Raw genomic sequence first — 18,475 nt, 5'->3', positions numbered from 1 at the left:
CTACAGAAGTCCTTGTACCGCGGCAACCACGTTGTCCACCGTCAGACCGAAGTGCTTGAACACCGCCGGCGCGGGCGCAGACTCGCCGAAGGTATCCACACCCATCGCGATGCCCTCATCGCCGACAAAGGCGCGCCAGTAATGCGTGATGCCGGCCTCGACTGAGACACGCGCACGGATCGACTTGGGCAGCACGGCGTCGCGATACGCGGCGTCCTGCTTGAGGAAGCGCTCGGCGCAGGGCATGGAGACCACCCGCACCGCGCGGCCTTCTGCATGCATTTTTTTCGCAGCGTCCACCGCGAGGCTCACCTCGGACCCGGTCGCGATGATCAGCGCGTCCGGCGGGCTCAAGGGCTCCAGCAGGACATAGCCGCCACGCAGCGCACCGGCCTCGTGATCCGCACCGTGCGCCTGCGGCGGCAGGTTCTGGCGCGACAGCGCGAGCACGCTCGGGCCGTTGCGCCGCTCGATGGCCGCACGCCACGCGACCGCGGTCTCGAACGCATCCGCCGGCCGCCAGGTTTCCATGTTCGGAATCAGCCGCAGGCTCGACACGTGCTCGACCGCTTGGTGCGTCGGGCCGTCTTCGCCCAGGCCGATGGAGTCGTGGGTGAACACGAAGATCGAACCGATCTTCATCAGCGCCGACATGCGCACCGCGTTGCGCGCGTAGTCGGAGAACACCAGGAAGGTGCCGCCGTAGGGAATGATGCCGCCGTGCAGCGCCATGCCGTTCATGGCCGCGGCCATGCCGAACTCGCGCACGCCCCAGCTGAAGTGATTGCCAGTGGGATTGCCCGCACGCGAGGCGGTCGCACCCTTCCAAAGCGTGAGGTTGGATTCGGTGAGGTCAGCCGAGCCACCAATCAGTTCGGGCAGCTGCGGCGCGATGGCTTCGAGCGCCATCTGCGAGCATTTGCGCGTCGCCAGCGGCTTGTCCGCGGCTGCAAGCTTGGCGACGGCCGCGGATGCAATCTGCTCCCAGTCCGCCGGCAGCTCGCCCGCGATGCGACGCTTCAGCTCTGCACCCTCGGCGGCGAACTCCGCGGCATAGCGATCGAGCATCTGCTTCCACGCCGTGCTGCGCTCGGAGCCCTTGGAGGTCGCATCCCAACCGGCGCGGATCTCGGCCGGAATCTCGAACGGCGCGTGCGGCCACTTGAGCTGCTCGCGGGCCAGCGCGATCTCGGCCTCGCCCAACGGCGAGCCGTGGCTGGATTCCTTGCCCTGCTTGTTGGGCGCCCCAAAGCCGATGACGGTCTTGCAACAGATCAGGGTGGGCTTGTCGGCAGACGCCCGGGCGGTCTCCAGCGCGATCTGGACCTCGTTGGGATCGTGGCCGTTGACATTGCGCACCACCTGCCAGCCGTAGGCCTCGAAGCGCATCGGCGTGTCGTCGGCGAACCAGTCGTGGACCTCACCGTCGATGGAGATGTTGTTGTCGTCGTACAGCACCACGAGCTTGCCCAGGCCCATCACGCCGGCCAGCGAGGCAGCTTCGTGCGAGATGCCCTCCATCAGGCAGCCGTCGCCGACGAACACGTAGGTGCGGTGATCGATCAGCGGGAACCCGTCGCGGTTGAAGCGCGCGGCGAGCAGTTCCTCGGCGATGGCCATGCCGACCGCGTTCGCGAAACCCTGGCCGAGCGGGCCGGTGGTGGTTTCCACGCCCGGCGTCAGGCCGTTCTCGGGGTGACCCGGCGTCTTCGAGTGCAGCTGCCGAAAATTCTTCAGCTCTTCGATCGGCAGGTCGTAGCCGGTCAGGTGCAGCAGCGCGTACAGCAGCATCGAGCCGTGGCCATTACTGACCACGAAGCGGTCGCGGTTGAACCAGTGCGGGTCTTTCGGATCGTGCTGGAGGAAGTCGTTCCACAGCACTTCGGCGATGTCAGCCATGCCCATCGGCATGCCCGGGTGCCCGGAGTTCGCCTTTTGCACCGCATCCATGGCAAGCGCGCGGATGGCGTTGGCAAGATCAAGGCGGGTGGTCATCGTCGGGTCCGGACAAGGCGAAGGGTGAGCGGTATCGCTCGAAGTGCCCCCGCTCGCGGCCGAGCAGCGGCGGTCGCAGCAAACGCAGAGGCCCGCCAGTGCGGGCCCGGAAACGCTTTTACTTACAGGTCGTAACTGGGATCGAGCGGCTCAAGGTCGACCTTGGGCTGCTGGATGGCCGGCAGGTCCTGCTCTTCCAGCACTTCCTTGCCCACGAAGCCGTCGGCGATTTCGCGCAGGCTCAGGACGGTGGACTTGTGGTTGCCCCAGGGCAGCTTGGCGTCGGCGCCGCGAGCCAGTTGGCGGGCGCGCTTGGCGGCGACCAGGGTCAACTCGAACTGGTTGGGAATCTTGTCCAGGCAATCTTCAACAGTGACACGAGCCATGTTGTGCGCTCATTGCTCACAAAAAAGGGCGCGAAGTGTAGCGGAAATCCCCCCTTCTAATCCAGCAAGGCCCGGATCAGGGCAGCGTGACGGGCCTGCTGCGCGGCCAATGCCAGCCGTGGCGCCAGGAACAGGGCGCACAGGTCCTCCAGCGCGCCGGCAAAGTCCTGGTTGACGATCAGCGCCTCGTATTCGGCGTAGTGCGACATCTCCGCCCGCGCCAGTGCCATGCGCGCCGCGACGGTGGCGGCATCGTCCTGGCCACGTCCGCTCAGGCGCCGTTCCAGCTCCTGCAGCGACGGCGGCAGGATGAACACCGAACGCGCCTCCGGCATGGCCTGACGCACCTGCTGCGCGCCCTGCCAGTCGATGTCCAGAATCAGATCCACGCCCTGCTCGAGCAGCTCGACGGTACGCCGCCGACCGGTGCCGTAGCGACGGCCGAAGACCTGGGCGTGCTCCAGGAACTCGCCGGCCTGGATCATCTGCACAAAGCGCGCTTCGTCGACGAAGTGGTAATGCTCGCCGTCGGTTTCACCGGCGCGCGGCGCACGGGTGGTGTACGACACCGAGATCGCCGCCGCATGCCGGCGCTGCGCCAGCCGCGGCAACAGTGCCCGGGTCAGGCTGGTCTTGCCGCCGCCGGAGGGAGCCGAGACGATGAACAGGCGGCCGCGTGGGTCGGTCATGCGAGGGGTGGCGTCGAGAGAGGCCGCAGTTTAGCGAGGCCGCCGCGCCGGCTCGAACTTCTCCAGCAGAAAATCGACGAACACGCGTAGCTTGGGCAGTCCGTAACGATTGGGCAGGTACACCGCGTAAAGCGCGGCATCTACCACGGGACGCCAGTCGGGCAGGAGTCGCACCAGACGACCTTCCACCAGATCCCGCTGCAGGAGGTGGCGCGGCAGCAAAGCCACGCCGAGCCCGGCGCGGGCCAGCAGATGCAGGGGCTCGACGTGATTGAATCGGATGATGCCGTGGACCGGCACGTCCACCCGCACGCCGTCCTTTTCGAAGACGGCACCGGACATCAGGCCCGGCGGCGTGAACTGCAGGCAGTCGTGCGCCAGCAAGTCCATCGGCTCGACCGGCGCACCGTGGCGCTCCACGTAGTCCGGCGACGCGCACACCGCCAGGCGCATATCGGCCAGCTTGCGCGCCACCGCCTGCGCGGGCAGTTGATCGGTCACCCGCAGCGCCAGGTCGTAGCCCTCGTCGGCGAGATCGATCATGCGTTCGTCGGCGGACAGGTCCAGCTCCACCGCCGGATAGCGGCGGCGGAACTCCGCCAGCCACGGCACCACCAGCTCCGCCATCATCCCTGGCGGTCCGCTCACACGCAGACGCCCACGCGGGGCCGACTGCATCTGCGTCACCGTGTCGCGCGCCTGCGCGATCTCCACGGCGATGCGCCGGCAATGCTCCGCGTAAGTACGGCCGGCGGCAGTCAATTGCAGCCGGCGCGATCCGCGAACCAGCAGGCGCATGCCCAGATGCTGTTCCAGCGCAGAGACGTGCTTGCTGGTGACCGAAGTGTTCACCCCGAGCTCGCGGGCGGCACCGGCGAAACTGCCGGCGTCCACCACCCGCGCAAACGTCAGCATCTGCGCCAGGTGTTTCACGAGCGCGGACCTTCACGCTGGGCGCGATCCCAGTAAGGCTCTTCGCCGAACTGTGCGGCCAGGAAATCCACGAACAGCCGCACCTTGGGCAGCGTATCGCGGCGCGCCGGCCACACCGCCCACAGGCGCGCGTCGTGCGCCTGGCGCCACCCGCGCAGCAGGTGCACCAGTCGCCCTTCGCGCACGTCCTGGCCGGTCATGAAGCTGGGCAGGCGCGCCACTCCCAGGCCATGCAGGGCCATCTGGTGCAAGGGCTCCATCACATTGCAGCGCAGCGCTCCCTGCACATCGACCGCCACCCGGCGCGCCATGCTTTCCAGCGTCCAGCGCGTGGGATCGGCCTCCAGCGACAGCAGCAGGCACTCGTGCGAGGACAGCTCCTCCGGCTGCTGCGGCGTACCCCGCTGCTGCAGATAGGTTGGCGCCGCCACCACGCCGATCTTGAGCGGCGCCAGCGGGCGACCGTTGAGTCCGGCGCCGGGCGACATGCCGATGCGCAGGGCCAGGTCGTAGCCTTCTTCGGAAAAATCCACCACCCGACCACTGAGATCGAACTCCAGATCGAGTCGCGGATAGCGTCGGCGGAATTCCGTCAGTGCCGGAGCAATGTGCAGCGCAGTGATCGACGGTGGCGCACTGACCCGGAGCAGACCCTGCGGATCCACACCTAGATTGGCGATGGACTGCTCGGCCGCCTCCAGTTCTTCCACCAGGCGGACACAGTGTGCGTAGAACGCCTGGCCGGCTTCGGTCAGCGACAGCTTGCGGGTGCTGCGATTGAGCAGGCGCGCGCCCAGGCTCTGCTCCAGCTTGGCCACGTGCTTGCTTGCCACCGAGGTGCTCAACCCCAGGCGCCGCGCGCCTTCGGCAAAACCCTTGGCCTCGACCACGCGGGCGAAGGTGACCATGTGCGTCGGATCGTCCATGTCCTGCCTGTCACCGGTTGCCGGAATGGAAGCAATCTTATTCCGACGCCTGCGCTGATCTGCAGCGAGCGAATTCCTACAGTGCATCCACGCCCACTCACCCGCTGCAGGAGCCCCGCCATGAACTTGCGCCGATCCACTGCCGTCGCACTGTTGAGCCTGACCCCGGCCATGTCGGCGGTGGCCGTCGAGCCGGTCATTGCCGGCAGCGTGCCGCCCGACCCGGAACGGTTGGCGCGCGGCGAGTACCTGACCCGGGTGAGCGGCTGCCACGACTGCCACACACCCGGCTACAGCCAGTCGGCAGGACAGGTGCCGCACGACGCATGGCTGACCGGCGACACCACCGCTTGGGAAGGACCCTGGGGCACCACGTTCGCCAGCAACCTGCGCCTGACCCTGCTGCGCTTCAACGACGAACAGTGGCTGGACTACGCCCGCAGCCTGCGCACCGCGCCGCCGATGCCCTGGTTCAACCTGGCCGCGATGAGCGACCACGATCTGTTGTCGATTCTCACCTTCGTCCAGTGGCTGGGCCCCAAGGGCGAGCCGGCCCCGCCCGCGCTGGCGCCGGGCGACACCTGGATCGGACCGACGATCCAGTTCACGCACCGCTCGCCGGATTGAGCGGGGTGATCGCTCGGCCGCACAGCGGAAGGCGCTGAACTTGCTTTAGCCAGGAGAAAGCATTTGCCACGGATTTCACGGATGACACAGATTGAAACCCGGCGACTTGCCAGCGCCGATCACGGCACTCGGTCGAGGAAGCTAACTTTCACAGCAGGTTTACGTCTTGATCCGTGTTTATCTGTGAAATCAGCGACAAATAGAGACAGCTGCTTTTCCGTCGTATGACGGATTTGATCAGCCCGCGAGCCAAAAGCGTGCTGAAAAAAACTATTCGACCTCCCGTGGAGTGCTTACCGAACCGCGCGACATTGCTTGGTAGGTCTTTGAACGATTTCAAGGCGGCGTTCAGTCGCTCCACACAGGCAATGAAGACAGCTTCGGCGTCTCGCGGTGATGCCCAAAGAGCTATTTCAGCAAGCTGCTAACGGCAGACCATTGCGCCGAGCAATTTATCAAGTGTGCCAAGCGCGTCCTGACAAGCGATCCGAGTCGGCAGCGAGTCGAGCACTGAAGAATTGTATGAAAGCGCGTACACGCGCGCTCTTCCGCATGTCGGAATGAGTGAGCACCCAAGCGGCGATGTCCGTGAGCAGATAGGTTCCCGGCAATTGCTCCAGAACGGGGAACCGAGCGGCGGTGAAGCATGGGAGTATGCAGCAGCCCATTTCCTGCGAAGCTGCCTCGATCAGTGCTGTCAGTGAATCGCAAGCGAAGATATTGCGCGACTCGGGAACGTGTTTTCCCATCCAGTCCGCGAGTACGGGGCGGGCCTTCGATAGGTCATGCACCAACCATTCATAGTCTCCTAAAGGGCGCCCACGGCCCACTCGATCAAGGTAAGACCGAGCCGCGTAGCTTGCATACCCGACAGACCCCACGGGCTTGCCGACGAGATCGACCGGCTTCGTATCGGACGCGCGGACGACGATATCGGCGTCGCGCCTGGTCAAGTCGACGTTCTGATTATTGACCGAAAGGGTGATATGCAATCGAGGATGGAGCTTGCGGAACTCCGCCAGCAACGGCGGCAGCAGGTATGAGCCGAATGCTTCGTTGGTGGAGACCCGGATCTGTCCTTCGAGACGGCGATCCGCGCCTATAACCTGCCGCTCGATCGCCAGCGTTTCACCCTCGATTCGTTGCGCGCGTTCAGCGATAAGAGCTCCAATGGTGGTCGGGCGGTATCCGCCGCGACGGCGTTCGAACAGTTGCACGCCGAGCTGACCTTCCAGCGCCTCCAGTCGGCGATAGACCGTCGATGGATTGGTCCCCAGCGCGCGTGCCGCCCCCTTTAGCCCCGACGCGCGGTTTACTGCCAAAAGAAAGCGAAGGTCGTTCCAGTCCACATTCGGTCTCCTGACGTTAATTGCAGAAATGCATGCCTGTGCTTGCATCAATCGAGACTGTGCAAGGCTGCTTTCTGCATTCACAGTGCAGGGAAGCAACTGGGTAATGCAATACCTCCTCGCAGAGCGACATCTCGTGGCATCTAGGCATCGCAGGGGAGGCGAGCAAGGACAAGTCGAGTGGACACCTGAAATGAGATCAAGCAATGACTGACCTGAGACGCTTCGGAGAGTGGGCACTCATCACCGGAGGCACTTCCGGAATCGGCGAAGCGGTAGCAGAACGCTTGGCGGCTAGGGGGTTCAACCTGGTGCTGGTCGCGCGGCGTGCGGCGGAACTTGAGCGATGCGCGACTGCGCTCCGCGCGCAGCACGCGGTCGAGGTACGCACGCGAGCGCTGGACGTTACGCAGGCCGACTTCCTTTCGGAACTGACGTCGCTTACCGATACCCTCGATATCGGGGTCGTCATCGCTTGTGCCGGTGGCGGAGATCTCGACGCGTTTACCGATCGGCCGCTCGCAAATCATGTCGCCGTTCTTCAGTTGAATGCGACGGCGAGTGTCGTGCTGCTCCATCACTTCGCGCGCCGCTTTCAGGGCAGGTCGAATCGCGGCGCAATCATGCTGTTTGGGTCGACGATGGGCCTGCATGGAATTCCTTACGGGGCGACGTACTCGGCAGCCAAAGCTGCGGTAATCGCGCTAGGGGAAGCGGTCAACGCGGAACTCAAAGATGCAGGTGTCTACGTCACCGTCGTCTCCCCTGGTCCGACTGCAACCCCGTTGGTTGTTCAGAATCCAGACGCAGATCTCATGTCCCTGCCTATCAAGCCCATGGCAGTGGGTGCGGTGGCTGATGAAGCGTTAAAAGCGCTGATGCGAAACGAACCTCACCACGTTGTCGGTCGCTTGAACCGATTCATGGGAAACCTGGTGGGACGACGCATCCTGTCTCGTCGCGCCTCGGTCGGACTTTGGGGCGCTCTGCTGAAAAAGGCGCTTCGACCTTCGGCATCGGGCGCGCTCCGTCCGATGTGATAGCGGGACCTCACCGGGTCCGGTGAGGTCCCCGAGCCGTTCGAGGAATGATTTCCGGTGACATCGGCGGTCTCCCTGGCCCCTTTCAAAAGCATGAGATCGAGCGTGAAATGAAACGGACACTTACTCGCCGCCTTCGCCGCTGCGCCGTGGCATTCCTGCTCGGAGGAGCGCTGACGAGCGGCGCTCACGCGGCGGGCGGATACTTTGTCCTCGGCTATGGTCCGTACGCCCATCAATCGGCGGGAGCATCTACGGCCACGGGATTCGATGCATTCGCGGGCTCATCCAACCCCGGCAAGCTGGCGGCCGCCGGGACGCGTCTGGATCTCGGAATGCTCACCTTCTTGCCGTCACGGCGGATGACGAGGACCGGGTCTGGTACCGCGTTCGACTTCAAAACCAAGAGCCGCAACGATGTTTTTCTGATCCCGGATGGTGCCTATGCTCATCATCTCAACGATATTTGGGCGTGGGGCATCACGTTCTACGGCAACGGTGGCCTCAATACCGAGTATCACGAGACCACTGGTATCCCGGGTTCAAACAACAATCCGTCTCGCTGCGGCAATAAACCGGGCAACTATTTCGGGGGCTGCGGCGAATTGGGATTCGATCTTCTCCAGATCATCGTCGCCCCAACATTGTCCTATCGGCCGATAGAGAGACACACCTTCGGGATAGCTCCTCTGTTGGCCTACCAGCAGTTTCGCGTCTACGGCCTGCAAGCTTTTGAAGCGCTTTCTCGTGAGCCGGATCGCGTAACGAACAAGGGTGTCGAGGGAGCGACCGGAGCCGGCGTGCGATTCGGATGGCTCGGCACGATTTGGCCTTGGATGAATGTCGGGGCAACGTACGCAACGCGAGTCCATATGCAGGATTTCAAGGAGTATCGCGGGCTCCTGGCCGGTGGCTCCTTCGACATACCCGACAACTTTAGTGTGGGAGTCGCCGTCACGAAACAAGAGATGACTCTCGCGCTCGATATCCAGCGGATTTTCTTCGGGCACATTCCAGCGCTCGCAAACGGCGTGCTCAACACACTCGAGGCCCCTGAGGAGAAGCCGCTGGGCAGCCGGGACGGCAGTGGTTTTCATTGGACTCACCAGACCAATTATCGCGTCGGACTGACGTGGGCCGCCACACCCAATTTGGACGTCCGGGCCGGATTCGCCTATGGCCGAGTCCCTCAAGCCGACAGCACAATCAACACTGCGAGCTTCGCCGTTTTGGCACCGACACCCGCTTTGAATCTCACTGCAGGATTCTCGTTTCGGCCATCCGGAACTGACGAGATTCATTTCGCTTACGGTGCCTACCGTCGAGGAGAGTACTCGGGTGACTCGGCCGTCTTCCCCGGCGCGACCGAAAAGGTCGAGCCCCGTGTGGATACGATCTATCTGGCGTGGAGCCGTCGGTGGTGAGTGCCGTATGTCGACGTGAATCCGGATGTCCCAAGATGGCAATCTGGATTCAGCCCCATTGCCGATGAACTGATGAGGCGTATCCGGGCGCGCGGTCAGAGGGAACCTCTATCGCGCGGCAAAGAACCATCTTCTCAGGGGATTAGGTCGCGCTCGTCAGTCGGTCGACAGCTCTTCTGATCAATGGGGCCGCGAGCAGCACGATTGGCAGCATGGCGCACCAAGCCAGCAACCATGCCGAGATCCATGCGCGAAAGAAAGTCCCGTGGCCCCATGCGGGGATGGATGCAATCCCGGTCGCGATCAGAGTCGTCAGTCCGGATTGAATAGTCCCGAAAAGATGAGGCCCCCATCGAGCAGGTACCCGGCCGCGCGGGCCGTCAGTCATTCCGGCCGCGCGCACGATTGGCACATTGGCTGCCTGAGCGACGACGGGCCGAAATGGCACGTCTCCTCATAACCAAAAGGCGGACCGCCTTCGACCGATGGGCTATTCATTTCTGCGTGGTGCTCCCAGCGGTTCGACACCAACTTATTCCGTCGCTGCCTTCGCGGCCGCTTTCGTCCCGACTGCCGCCTGCTGACGAATAAAATGCTGAAGAGCCTTGAGATCCTCGGCTTGAAGGTCTGAGAACTTCGGCATTCCGTATGGCTGAACCTTGGCACCGCCGACAACCACCGCCTTGAAGGCATCGAATGACAGTGGAATTGGAGAGGCGCGGAGATCGGGTGCGTAGCCTCCAGATACGGCCCCGGAGCCATGGCACCACACGCACCTGCCCACGTAGAGGTCGCGCCCCTTGTTGGCGAGTGTCGGGTCGCTCTTGAAGTCGTGGGGCACGATGGGCCTGGGCACGACGGGATCGCCCACCTTGGGCAGCCTCCTTTCATGGATTGGAACGATCTTCGATTTGTATTGGCGATCACCCAAGGTGGAAGTCTCGCCGCGGCCGCTCGCAACCTGGACGTGAATATTTCGAGCGTCTATCGGCGTCTCGAAGGACTTGAGCAGTCCTTGGGCGTAAAGCTCTTCGATCGCTTGCGCGACCGCTATCGACTGACTTCGGCAGGCCAGGCACTCGCCGCAGCAGCCGAAAGGATGGACGCGGAGGCGAAGGAAGCGGCGCGCCGGGTACGCGGCGCAGATGAGCGGTTGGAAGGACCTCTGCGTCTGAGCACCGGCGGCGGTGTGGCCTTTCATCTCCTTCCGCGCCACCTCGCAGCATTCACTGCCCAGTATCCCGGCATCTCGCTTGAGGTCGGGGTCACCGACGAAATTGTCGATCTCGCTCGGCGGGATGTGGACGTCGTGATCCGCGACTCGCCGCGCGCACCCGAGCATCTGGTAGGTCGGAAGGTTGCTCGACTTGGGATGGCCGCGTACGCCACGACCAAGGTATTAGAACGTTGGGGAACAGACAGCCCTTTGGATGCTCTCCCTTGGCTGTCGCTGGAGTGCGGCTTCGCGCGTCTCCCCGAGGTGAAATCGCAATTGCGCCGCGCGTCGACGTCCAGGGTGAAGCTCCGCTTCGACAGCGTGGAGGCTATGCGTGCAGCGGTAGCTGAAGGGGTCGGGGTCGGCGTACTGCCCTGCTTTATCGGCGACTCGGACATGCGGCTCGAGCGCGTCCCGGGTTCCTATGCGCCCACCAACATGCATCTTTGGGTACTCGCGCACCCTGATCTTCGCCGTAGCGCACGAGTTCGTGCTTTCCTTAAGTTCTTTGGAGAGCGCTTGCTCGACGAGCGCGACCGCATCCTGGGCGTCGCGTTAAAGGACCAGGCTGCCAGTCCACGCGTGCGAAAGCCTGCCCGCGTCGTCGCTTGAATCGGTAGACATCAACTTCGGACCCACGGCGTTTCTCGTGTTCTGCTGATCAGCACCGCGGCGATTGAAAGCGATCCTTGGTCCGCATTAATAAGTCGCGACACATTCGAGGCGGATGTGCGCCACATGAATGCCGTTGCTCGCGTAGGCTTTCGCCAGTGACCGAGCCATACCTCTGAGCCCGAACTTCCCGGTCGTATAGCTGTATGAAATCCCACTTTTGGGGTTTAGCCGTCAGAAGGAAAAGATAATGCCGGCAAGGCCGGCTCAGCACGCCACAGACTGACCGCGACCGTGGCGGTGCAGTTGCTGCGCGCTGCCGGCCTCAGGCCGCTTTCGCGTTCTCCATCGGCGCCGAGTCGCGGATCAGATGATCGAAGGCGCCGAGCGCCGCCTTGGAGCCGTCGCCCATCGCAATGACGATCTGCTTGTACGGCACCGTGGTGACGTCGCCGGCGGCAAACACGCCGGGCAGCGAGGTCTGCCCGCGCTCGTCGACGATGATCTCGCCGCGCGCCGACAGCTCCAGCGTGCCCCTGAGCCAGTCGCTGTTTGGCAGCAGGCCGATCTGCACGAAGACGCCTTCCAGCTCCAGGTGATGCAGCTCGCCGGTGCCGCGATCCCGGTAGCTCAGGCCATTGACCTTGTGGCCGTCGCCGGTGACCTCGGTGCTCTGCGCCGACACGATCACGCGCACGTTGGGCAGGCTGTAAAGCTTGCTCTGCAGCACCGCGTCGGCGCGCAGCTGGGCATCGAACTCGATCAGGGTGACGTGGCTGACGATGCCGGCCAGATCGATCGCCGCTTCGACGCCCGAATTGCCGCCGCCGATCACCGCCACGCGCTTGCCCTTGAACAGCGGGCCGTCGCAATGCGGGCAGTAGGCCACGCCGCGGTTCCGGTATTCATTCTCGCCGGGCACGTTCATCTGGCGCCAGCGCGCGCCGGTGGACAGGATCACGGTCCTGGACTTGAGCGAGGCGCCGCTGGCGAGCTGCACTTCGATCAGACCATCGGCGCCCGCCGGGATCAGCTTCTCGGCGCGCTGCAGGTTCATGATGTCGACGTCGTAGTGGCGCACGTGCTGTTCCAGCGCCGCGACCATCTTAGGCCCCTCAGTCTCCTTCACCGATATGAAATTCTCGATGCCCAGGGTGTCCAGCACCTGACCGCCGAAGCGCTCTGCAGCGACACCGGTGCGGATGCCCTTGCGCGCCGAATAGATTGCCGCGGCTGCGCCGGCCGGCCCGCCGCCGACAATCAGCACGTCGAAGGGGCGCTTGGTCTTGAGCTTCTCCGCCTCGCGCATGGCCGCGCCGGTGTCGAGCTTGGCCAGAATCTCTTCGGCACTCATGCGACCGGCGCCGAAGCTCTGACCGTTGAGAAACACCATCGGCACCGAACCCACCTGGCGCTGCTCGACCTCATCCTGGAACAGGGCGCCGTCGATCGCCACATGCTTGACGCGCGGGTTGAGCACCGCCATCAGATTCAGCGCCTGCACCACGTCCGGGCAGTTGTGGCATGACAGCGAGAAATACGTTTCGAACGTGTAGTCGCCATCGAGATTCCTGATCTGCTCGATGACCTCGGCCGCGAGCCTGGACGGATGACCGCCCACCTGCAGCAGTGCCAGTACCAGCGAGGTGAACTCGTGACCCAGCGGAATGCCGGCGAAGCACAGCGAGATGTCCTGCCCCGGCGAATTCAGCGCGAACGAAGGCCGGCGCTGCTCGCCATCGTGCCGCTCGGTGACGGTGATCCGCGGGCTCAGGGCGGTGAGGTCTGTCAGCAGGCCCAGCATTTCAGGCGAGGCGGCGGAATCGTCCGGGTAAGCGGTGATCTCGATCGGCCGCGTCACCCGTTCGAGATAGGCCTTGAGTTGTTCCTTGAGATCGGCGTCCAACATGGTATGCATCCTGAGTTTCGAATTTTGGGGCAAGAGTCTCCCGGCCCGGCGGTAGGCTGCCGGGTGGGAGGTGTTCGTAACGGCTACGCTCGGGCGAGGAAATGACCCGACCGCCTTGCGGTCGATCCCGGGGTCGATGAAGCCGACCCCGGCGCCCTCGACGGGTGGCTCGGGGTCAGATCTTCCCGACCAAATCCAGCGACGGCTTCAGGGTCTTGGCGCCTTCCTGCCACTTGGCGGGGCAGACCTGGCCGGGATTGGCGGCGATGAACTGGGCGGCCTTGAGCTTGCGCAGGGTTTCCTTCATGTCGCGGGCGATGGCGTTGTCATGCACTTCCATGGTCTTGATGACGCCTTCCGGGTTGATCACGAAGGTGCCGCGCAAGGCCAGACCTTCCTCGTCGATGTGTACGCCAAAGGCGCGGGTCAGGGCGTGGGTGGGGTCACCAACCAGCGGAAACCTGGCCTTGCCCACGGCCGGCGACGTGGCATGCCACACCTTGTGCGAAAAATGCGTGTCGGTGGTGACGATGTAGACCTCGGCGCCGAGCTTCTGGAATTCGGCGTAGTGATCCGCCGCGTCCTCGACCTCGGTGGGGCAGTTGAAGGTGAATGCCGCCGGCATGAAGACGAGCACCGACCATTTGCCCTTGAGGCTGGCCTCGGTGACCTGGATGAACTCGCCCTGCTGGAAAGCAGTGGCTTTGAAAGGTTGGACAACCGTGTTGATCAACGACATCAGAAGCTCCGTTTGGATGGATGGGGTAAGGGAACACCCTCTATCCTACGGACGCGTTCAACATATTTGAAATTGATTAACAGAATATGTTCGATTGATATATGCAATCGACAAGACTCCGACCCTACGCCTGCGGCAGGCGCTCAGGCGAACTTGTAAAGCAGCAGGAAGTAGAGCGAGATCAGCAACACCACCAAGGCCCCGGCCACGGACACCCGCCGTACCGTGGGACTGCGGGACAGGCAGCGCGGGCAGCGCACGCAACGGGCGCTGATGGAAAGACCGCAGACCTGGCAACGAGCCACCGGCATACCCTAACGATGGCCCTCCTGCGCGAGCGGAGCAAGCCCCCCTTCGCGCGATGCGCGTCCCTTATTCGATGTTCTGCACCTGCTCGCGCATCTGCTCGATCAGCACCTTCATGTCCACCGCCAGACGCGTCATCTCGGCATCCTGCGATTTCGACGACAGGGTGTTGGCCTCGCGGTTGAGCTCCTGCATCAGAAAATCCAGCCGGCGTCCCACCGCCTCGTCACGGCCCAGGGCGGACCGCACCTCGATCAGGTGCGACAGCAGGCGCGACATCTCCTCTTCCACGTCCAGCCGCTGCAGCGCCACCACCATTTCCTGCTCCAGGCGGCCGGGGTCGAGTTCGACCCCCAGCTCGCGTGCACGCAGGCGCAGGCGCTCCATCCCCAGCGCCGGTATCTCGGCGTAGCGGGCTCGCACCGCGGCCACCAGCCGCTCGACCGTGTCGCAGCGCTCGGTCAGGAATCCGGTCAGCCGTTCGCCCTCGCTGCCGCGGCTGTCGTTGAATTCGCTCAACAGCCGTTTGAACGACTGTCGCGCGGCTTCGAGCATCGGCGCGGGATCGGCAGCCGCCTCGCGCAGCACACCGGGAAATGCCAGCAGGCGCAGCGGATCGGCATCGCCCAGCGTGCCCCACTGCTGCGCCACCTTGTCGAGCACCTCGCGCAGCATCCGCACCCGATCCAGGTCCGGCTCGATCGCGCTCTGTGCCGAGGCATCGGCGACCAGACGCAGCGAGGCCTCGAGCTTGCCGCGCGACACGTGCGCCGCGGCGTACTGGCGCAGCTCGCCTTCCAGCGCGCGAAAGTCCTCCGGCATGCGAAACCCGAAGTCCAGATAGCGGTGATTGACCGCGCGCAATTCCCAGCTCAGCCGGCCGTAGGCGCCGTGGGTTTCGACACGGGCATAGCCCGTCATGCTTCGGATCATGGCGATGGTTGCATTGACGTGGGTGGACGGTTTCGGGTCTTAGGCGACCGGGGGGGCGCCCGCCCCGGACACAAAAAAACACGGGGCGGAAATCCGCCCCGTGCCCATTGTGACCCGCTAGCCGCCACGATGTCGTGGCGGGGGCGGCGATGTCGCCAGCGTGCTCAGGCCTGCGCCGGCGCCGCTTCGGGTGCCGGTGGCGTGTCGTTGGTCGCCGCAGGCGCTTCCACTGCCGCCACCAGCGCCGGAGCAACCTTGCGTGCGGCCTTCTTGGCTCTCTTCACCAGCGATTCGACCTTGGTCTTGGCCTTGTCGACCGACTTCTTCACTGCTGCCTTGGCCTTGCCCACCGACTTCTTGGCTGCCGCCTTCTGGCCTGCTGCCTTGGAGACGACTTTCTTGATCGTCTTCTTGGCCGATGCTTTCTTGGCCGACACCTTCTTGGCGACCGACTTGGCCGCCGTCTTGGCCTTGCCGCTCACCTTTGCCGCCTTTGTCGTGGCCTTCTTGGCCGCTTTCTTCACGGCCTTCTTGGCCGGTTTGGCTGCGGCCTTGGACTTGGCCGCTCCCTTCTTCGCTGCTTTGGACTTCACCGCCATTTCCCTATCCTCCACTCGAATGTCAGACCAACCCCAGAAAAAAAATAGCGAAGAAATTTTTTCTTCTTCGCGTGCCCGCGACTCTAGGCTGTTGCGGCCAAAAGTCAATCGTGTTGCATGGCTGTGTGCGTGGCTTTTTTTTGCACTGTCGCCGGCGCTTGCGACGACGCTGCCGGCGGCCTCGTCACAGCCCGCTGCGTGCGAGCGAAGCTGGCGCGTGGTGGCACAGCATCCGCACGATCCTTCGCACTTCACCCAGGGCCTGTTGGTCACCGACGGCCGGCTCTACGAGAGCACCGGCCTGTACGGCAGTTCGGCGGTGCAGGAGGTGGATCGTGCCAGCGGCACGCGGCTGCGCCGGTACCGATTACCGCGCAGCGATTTCGGCGAAGGCCTGACCCGCGTTGGCGATCGGCTGCTGCAACTGACCTGGCGCGAACAACGCGCCTGGGTTTACGACCTGGACCTGAACCCGCTGGGGACGGTGAAGTACGCGGGCGAAGGCTGGGGCCTGACCACCCTGCCGCCGACCGCGGACAAGCCCACGCCGACCCTGGTGATGAGCGACGGCAGCCACCGTCTGCAACTGCTGCATCACGACAGCCTGCAGCGGCTGCGGCAGATCGAGGTCCGCGACGGCGGTCGCGCAGTGCCTCGGCTGAACGAGCTCGAATTCGTACGCGGCGAGATTCTGGCCAATGTCTGGCACCTCGACGAGGTGATCGCCATCGATCCGCAGTCGGGCGCGGTGCGCGGTCGCTACGACTTTGCGCCGCTGCGGCGCGAGCTGCGCTGGCCGCAAGTGGTGCCGCCGGAAACCGATCTAAACGGCGTGGCCTTCGACGAGCGCAGCGGCCGTGTACTGATCACCGGCAAGCGCTGGCCGCGCCTGTTCGAAGTGGAGCTGGGCGGCTGCGTGCAGGCTCACGGGGATAAGTAATCGTACGTTCCGAAATGTCTTTAAACGCGCTTGAACGTTCCGTATAAACTCTGCCTGGAAACCCAAAATATCTAGGTTATACGCACAGGAGCATCGCGGAAATGATTCTTTCCCACGAACACAAAGAGCTGTATCGCACGGTCAGGAAATTCGTGACGGACGAGCTCAACCCGCATGTCGCCCAGTGGGAGAAGGACGGTATCTGGCCGGCCCACGAGGTGTTGAAGAAGATGGCGACACTGGGCCTGCTGGGCATCAACAAGCCGGAAGCGGTCGGCGGCCAGGGTCTGGACTACAGCTACCAGTTGATGCTCGCCCAGGCGCTGGGCAACTGCCTTTGCGGCGGGGTGCCGATGGGCATCGGCGTGGTGACCGACATGGCCACGCCAGCGCTGGCGCGTTTCGGATCGATCGAACTGCAGCGCGAGTATCTGGCCCCGGTGATCGCCGGCGAGCAGTGCTGTTCGATCGCGGTGTCCGAAGCCGGCGCCGGCTCTGACGTGGCCAGCATCAAGACCACCGCGCGCAAGGACGGCGGCGACTACGTCATCACCGGCTCCAAGATGTGGATCACCAATGGCACCCAGTCGGACTGGGCCTGCCTGCTGGCGAACACCTCGGAAGGCAGGGTGCATCAGAACAAGAGCCTGATCGTGGTGCCGCTGGACGCCAAGGGCATCGACCGCAAGACCAAGCTGGACAAGCTGGGCATGCGCTCGTCGGACACCGCGATGATCTTCCTCGACGAGGTGCGCGTGCCGCAGCGCAATCTGATCGGCCAGGAAGGCATGGGTTTCGTCTACCAGATGATGCAATTCCAGGAAGAGCGCCTGTTCGGCGCCGCCAGCGGCATCGACGGCCTGTTCAATCTGATCGACGAGACCACCGAATACACCCGCCAGCGCCAGGCTTTCGGGCAGAACGTGCTGGACAACCAGTACGTGCATTTCCGGCTGGCGGAGTTGCGCACCGAGGTCACCGCGCTCAAGGCGCTGGTGTATCAGGCCACCGAGGACTACGTGGCTGGTCAGGACGCCACCCTGCTGGCGTCCATGGCCAAGCTCAAGATCGGCCGCGTGGCGCGCGAGGTCACCGACGCCTGCCTGCAGTTCTGGGGCGGTCAGGGTTTCATGTGGGACAACAACGTCGCGCGTGCCTACCGCGATACGCGCCTGGTCTCCATCGGCGGCGGCGCCGACGAGATCATGCTCGGCATCATCTGCAAGCTCACCGGCACCTTGCCGTCCAAGCGCAAGCCCGCCGCCGCCTGAGCGGCGCGCCGTTCAGCGCAACCGGATCAGCGCAGCAGTTCCAGACGCGGCACCGCGTCGGCGCCCGCATACAGAATGGCGTTCTGACCCCAGCGACGCCCCAGTTCCAGTGCGGCGATGCGTGCGATGCCCAGCACCAGCACGCTGGGCTCGACCCAGTCGCCGCCCGCACCGCTGTTTTCGGCGTCGAGCAGGCGGGCGCAGCGTCCGCGCAGCTCGCCGCGCAACTGCATCATCGCCACCCGGTTCTCGGCCACCGTCCGCAACTCGCCGCCGGGGTTGCACGCGGTAATCAGGGCCGCCGCGCGCACCGGCAGTGCGCTCACCAGCGCCGCCAGTCGGCTGCTGAAGGCATCCACGCCGAGCGCGAAGCCGGCCGGCGGGTCGAACACGCGATAGCGTGCGGTGCGGTAGGTGAGGATCAACTGCGGGTCCAGCACGCTGGTTGGCGCGGCTCGCGGCAAGGGCGGTGACGGTTCGGTTTCCATCTGCGATCGGTCCTTTGTGGTGACCCACATCGTGGCGCCGGCTGTGACGCCACCGACACAGCGGCCGCGGGTTCCGACGACGTTTGCAGGGTG

General features: G+C 64.2%; 20 protein-coding genes. 6 read left to right on the top strand and 14 right to left on the bottom strand.

Annotated features, from left to right (window positions below; genetic code table 11):
• The 5 genes from tkt to ACOOHP_RS02665 form a co-directional block, all read right to left on the bottom strand.
• A complete protein-coding gene (gene tkt, locus ACOOHP_RS02685; RefSeq protein ID WP_420464920.1) occupies window positions 1–1,995 on the bottom strand; it encodes a transketolase in 1,995 nt (664 codons plus the stop codon).
• A 122-nt stretch (window positions 1,996–2,117) separates the two neighbouring features.
• Window positions 2,118–2,381 (bottom strand): DNA-directed RNA polymerase subunit omega, encoded by a 264-nt coding sequence (rpoZ, locus tag ACOOHP_RS02680; protein WP_420464919.1) that lies wholly within the window; start codon window positions 2,379–2,381, stop codon window positions 2,118–2,120.
• 56 nt (window positions 2,382–2,437) lie between these two features.
• A complete protein-coding gene (gene gmk, locus ACOOHP_RS02675; RefSeq protein WP_420464918.1) occupies window positions 2,438–3,070 on the bottom strand; it encodes a guanylate kinase in 633 nt (210 codons plus the stop codon).
• A gap of 30 nt (window positions 3,071–3,100) precedes the next feature.
• Window positions 3,101–4,003 (bottom strand): LysR family transcriptional regulator, encoded by a 903-nt coding sequence (locus ACOOHP_RS02670; RefSeq protein WP_420464917.1) that lies wholly within the window; start codon window positions 4,001–4,003, stop codon window positions 3,101–3,103.
• Window positions 4,000–4,929 (bottom strand): LysR family transcriptional regulator, encoded by a 930-nt coding sequence (locus tag ACOOHP_RS02665; protein WP_420464916.1) that lies wholly within the window; start codon window positions 4,927–4,929, stop codon window positions 4,000–4,002. Before ACOOHP_RS02665 ends, ACOOHP_RS02670 begins: the two co-directional genes overlap by 4 nt.
• A 120-nt stretch (window positions 4,930–5,049) precedes the next feature.
• On the opposite strand from ACOOHP_RS02665, the gene ACOOHP_RS02660 reads away from it, so the two are divergent.
• The gene (locus ACOOHP_RS02660; RefSeq protein WP_420464915.1) at window positions 5,050–5,556 is read left to right on the top strand and encodes a cytochrome C; all 507 of its coding nucleotides are present in this window, start codon (window positions 5,050–5,052) and stop codon (window positions 5,554–5,556) included.
• Between the two features lie 455 nt (window positions 5,557–6,011).
• Here the strand turns inward: ACOOHP_RS02660 and ACOOHP_RS02655 are convergent, their stop codons facing one another.
• Window positions 6,012–6,905 carry a LysR family transcriptional regulator gene (locus tag ACOOHP_RS02655; RefSeq protein ID WP_420464914.1) on the bottom strand — a complete coding sequence of 298 codons (894 nt, stop codon included), beginning with the start codon at window positions 6,903–6,905 and terminating at the stop codon, window positions 6,012–6,014.
• Between the two features lie 206 nt (window positions 6,906–7,111).
• Here ACOOHP_RS02655 and ACOOHP_RS02650 point away from each other — a divergent pair, with 206 nt between their 5' ends.
• Both ACOOHP_RS02650 and ACOOHP_RS02645 read left to right on the top strand, forming a co-directional pair.
• Window positions 7,112–7,945: an SDR family NAD(P)-dependent oxidoreductase gene (locus ACOOHP_RS02650; protein WP_420464913.1), complete on the top strand. Its 834-nt coding sequence runs from the start codon at window positions 7,112–7,114 to the stop codon at window positions 7,943–7,945.
• Between the two features lie 47 nt (window positions 7,946–7,992).
• Window positions 7,993–9,369 carry an OmpP1/FadL family transporter gene (locus ACOOHP_RS02645; RefSeq protein ID WP_420464912.1) on the top strand — a complete coding sequence of 459 codons (1,377 nt, stop codon included), beginning with the start codon at window positions 7,993–7,995 and terminating at the stop codon, window positions 9,367–9,369.
• A gap of 142 nt (window positions 9,370–9,511) precedes the next feature.
• Here ACOOHP_RS02645 and ACOOHP_RS02640 read toward each other — a convergent pair whose 3' ends face one another.
• Together ACOOHP_RS02640 and ACOOHP_RS02635 are read right to left on the bottom strand one after the other, a co-directional pair.
• Window positions 9,512–9,757 (bottom strand): DUF2798 domain-containing protein, encoded by a 246-nt coding sequence (locus tag ACOOHP_RS02640; protein ID WP_420466938.1) that lies wholly within the window; start codon window positions 9,755–9,757, stop codon window positions 9,512–9,514.
• 144 nt (window positions 9,758–9,901) lie between these two features.
• Complete coding sequence (locus ACOOHP_RS02635) at window positions 9,902–10,240, bottom strand: c-type cytochrome (protein ID WP_420464911.1); 339 nt, start codon at window positions 10,238–10,240, stop codon at window positions 9,902–9,904.
• Window positions 10,241–10,258: 18 nt separating this feature from the next.
• On the opposite strand from ACOOHP_RS02635, the gene ACOOHP_RS02630 reads away from it, so the two are divergent.
• Window positions 10,259–11,197 carry a LysR family transcriptional regulator gene (locus ACOOHP_RS02630; RefSeq protein WP_420464910.1) on the top strand — a complete coding sequence of 313 codons (939 nt, stop codon included), beginning with the start codon at window positions 10,259–10,261 and terminating at the stop codon, window positions 11,195–11,197.
• Between the two features lie 325 nt (window positions 11,198–11,522).
• Here the strand turns inward: ACOOHP_RS02630 and ahpF are convergent, their stop codons facing one another.
• From ahpF to ACOOHP_RS02605, 5 genes are all read right to left on the bottom strand, one after another.
• Window positions 11,523–13,106, bottom strand: coding sequence for an alkyl hydroperoxide reductase subunit F (gene ahpF, locus ACOOHP_RS02625; protein WP_420466937.1), 1,584 nt, complete (start codon window positions 13,104–13,106; stop codon window positions 11,523–11,525).
• A gap of 175 nt (window positions 13,107–13,281) precedes the next feature.
• Window positions 13,282–13,845: an alkyl hydroperoxide reductase subunit C gene (gene ahpC, locus ACOOHP_RS02620; RefSeq protein ID WP_420464909.1), complete on the bottom strand. Its 564-nt coding sequence runs from the start codon at window positions 13,843–13,845 to the stop codon at window positions 13,282–13,284.
• Between the two features lie 143 nt (window positions 13,846–13,988).
• Window positions 13,989–14,150, bottom strand: a complete 162-nt coding sequence (locus ACOOHP_RS02615; RefSeq protein WP_420464908.1) for a hypothetical protein — start codon at window positions 14,148–14,150, stop codon at window positions 13,989–13,991.
• A 67-nt stretch (window positions 14,151–14,217) separates the two neighbouring features.
• The gene (locus ACOOHP_RS02610) at window positions 14,218–15,084 is read right to left on the bottom strand and encodes a YicC/YloC family endoribonuclease (protein ID WP_420464907.1); all 867 of its coding nucleotides are present in this window, start codon (window positions 15,082–15,084) and stop codon (window positions 14,218–14,220) included.
• A 164-nt stretch (window positions 15,085–15,248) separates the two neighbouring features.
• Window positions 15,249–15,938: a hypothetical protein gene (locus ACOOHP_RS02605; protein ID WP_420464906.1), complete on the bottom strand. Its 690-nt coding sequence runs from the start codon at window positions 15,936–15,938 to the stop codon at window positions 15,249–15,251.
• Here ACOOHP_RS02605 and ACOOHP_RS02600 point away from each other — a divergent pair.
• Window positions 15,904–16,623, top strand: a complete 720-nt coding sequence (locus tag ACOOHP_RS02600; RefSeq protein WP_420464905.1) for a glutaminyl-peptide cyclotransferase — start codon at window positions 15,904–15,906, stop codon at window positions 16,621–16,623. The two genes, ACOOHP_RS02605 and ACOOHP_RS02600, sit on opposite strands and share 35 nt — an antisense overlap.
• 101 nt (window positions 16,624–16,724) lie before the next feature.
• Window positions 16,725–17,894 carry an acyl-CoA dehydrogenase family protein gene (locus ACOOHP_RS02595; RefSeq protein ID WP_420464904.1) on the top strand — a complete coding sequence of 390 codons (1,170 nt, stop codon included), beginning with the start codon at window positions 16,725–16,727 and terminating at the stop codon, window positions 17,892–17,894.
• A gap of 26 nt (window positions 17,895–17,920) precedes the next feature.
• Here the strand turns inward: ACOOHP_RS02595 and ACOOHP_RS02590 are convergent, their stop codons facing one another.
• Window positions 17,921–18,382 carry a DUF3293 domain-containing protein gene (locus tag ACOOHP_RS02590; protein WP_420464903.1) on the bottom strand — a complete coding sequence of 154 codons (462 nt, stop codon included), beginning with the start codon at window positions 18,380–18,382 and terminating at the stop codon, window positions 17,921–17,923.
• Window positions 18,383–18,475 lie beyond the last annotated feature (93 nt).

Source organism: Panacagrimonas sp., from assembly GCF_965216805.1.
In the GTDB taxonomy this organism is placed as follows: domain Bacteria; phylum Pseudomonadota; class Gammaproteobacteria; order Nevskiales; family Nevskiaceae; genus Panacagrimonas.
This window is presented reverse-complemented; position numbering and strand designations above follow the sequence as displayed.

Bases quoted from the DNA above. Each gene is read 5' to 3' on its own strand.
- ACOOHP_RS02640 (WP_420466938.1), bottom strand. From the start codon at position 9,757: ATGACTGACGGCCCGCGCGGCCGGGTACCTGCTCGATGGGGGCCTCAT.
- ahpC (WP_420464909.1), bottom strand. From the start codon at position 13,845: ATGTCGTTGATCAACACGGTTGTCCAACCTTTCAAAGCCACTGCTTTC.
- gmk (WP_420464918.1), bottom strand. From the start codon at position 3,070: ATGACCGACCCACGCGGCCGCCTGTTCATCGTCTCGGCTCCCTCCGGC.
- ACOOHP_RS02645 (WP_420464912.1), top strand. From the start codon at position 7,993: ATGATTTCCGGTGACATCGGCGGTCTCCCTGGCCCCTTTCAAAAGCAT.
- ACOOHP_RS02630 (WP_420464910.1), top strand. From the start codon at position 10,259: ATGGATTGGAACGATCTTCGATTTGTATTGGCGATCACCCAAGGTGGA.
- tkt (WP_420464920.1), bottom strand. From the start codon at position 1,995: ATGACCACCCGCCTTGATCTTGCCAACGCCATCCGCGCGCTTGCCATG.
- ahpF (WP_420466937.1), bottom strand. From the start codon at position 13,106: ATGTTGGACGCCGATCTCAAGGAACAACTCAAGGCCTATCTCGAACGG.
- ACOOHP_RS02660 (WP_420464915.1), top strand. From the start codon at position 5,050: ATGAACTTGCGCCGATCCACTGCCGTCGCACTGTTGAGCCTGACCCCG.
- ACOOHP_RS02590 (WP_420464903.1), bottom strand. From the start codon at position 18,382: ATGGAAACCGAACCGTCACCGCCCTTGCCGCGAGCCGCGCCAACCAGC.
- ACOOHP_RS02665 (WP_420464916.1), bottom strand. From the start codon at position 4,929: ATGGACGATCCGACGCACATGGTCACCTTCGCCCGCGTGGTCGAGGCC.
- ACOOHP_RS02595 (WP_420464904.1), top strand. From the start codon at position 16,725: ATGATTCTTTCCCACGAACACAAAGAGCTGTATCGCACGGTCAGGAAA.
- rpoZ (WP_420464919.1), bottom strand. From the start codon at position 2,381: ATGGCTCGTGTCACTGTTGAAGATTGCCTGGACAAGATTCCCAACCAG.
- ACOOHP_RS02610 (WP_420464907.1), bottom strand. From the start codon at position 15,084: ATGATCCGAAGCATGACGGGCTATGCCCGTGTCGAAACCCACGGCGCC.
- ACOOHP_RS02650 (WP_420464913.1), top strand. From the start codon at position 7,112: ATGACTGACCTGAGACGCTTCGGAGAGTGGGCACTCATCACCGGAGGC.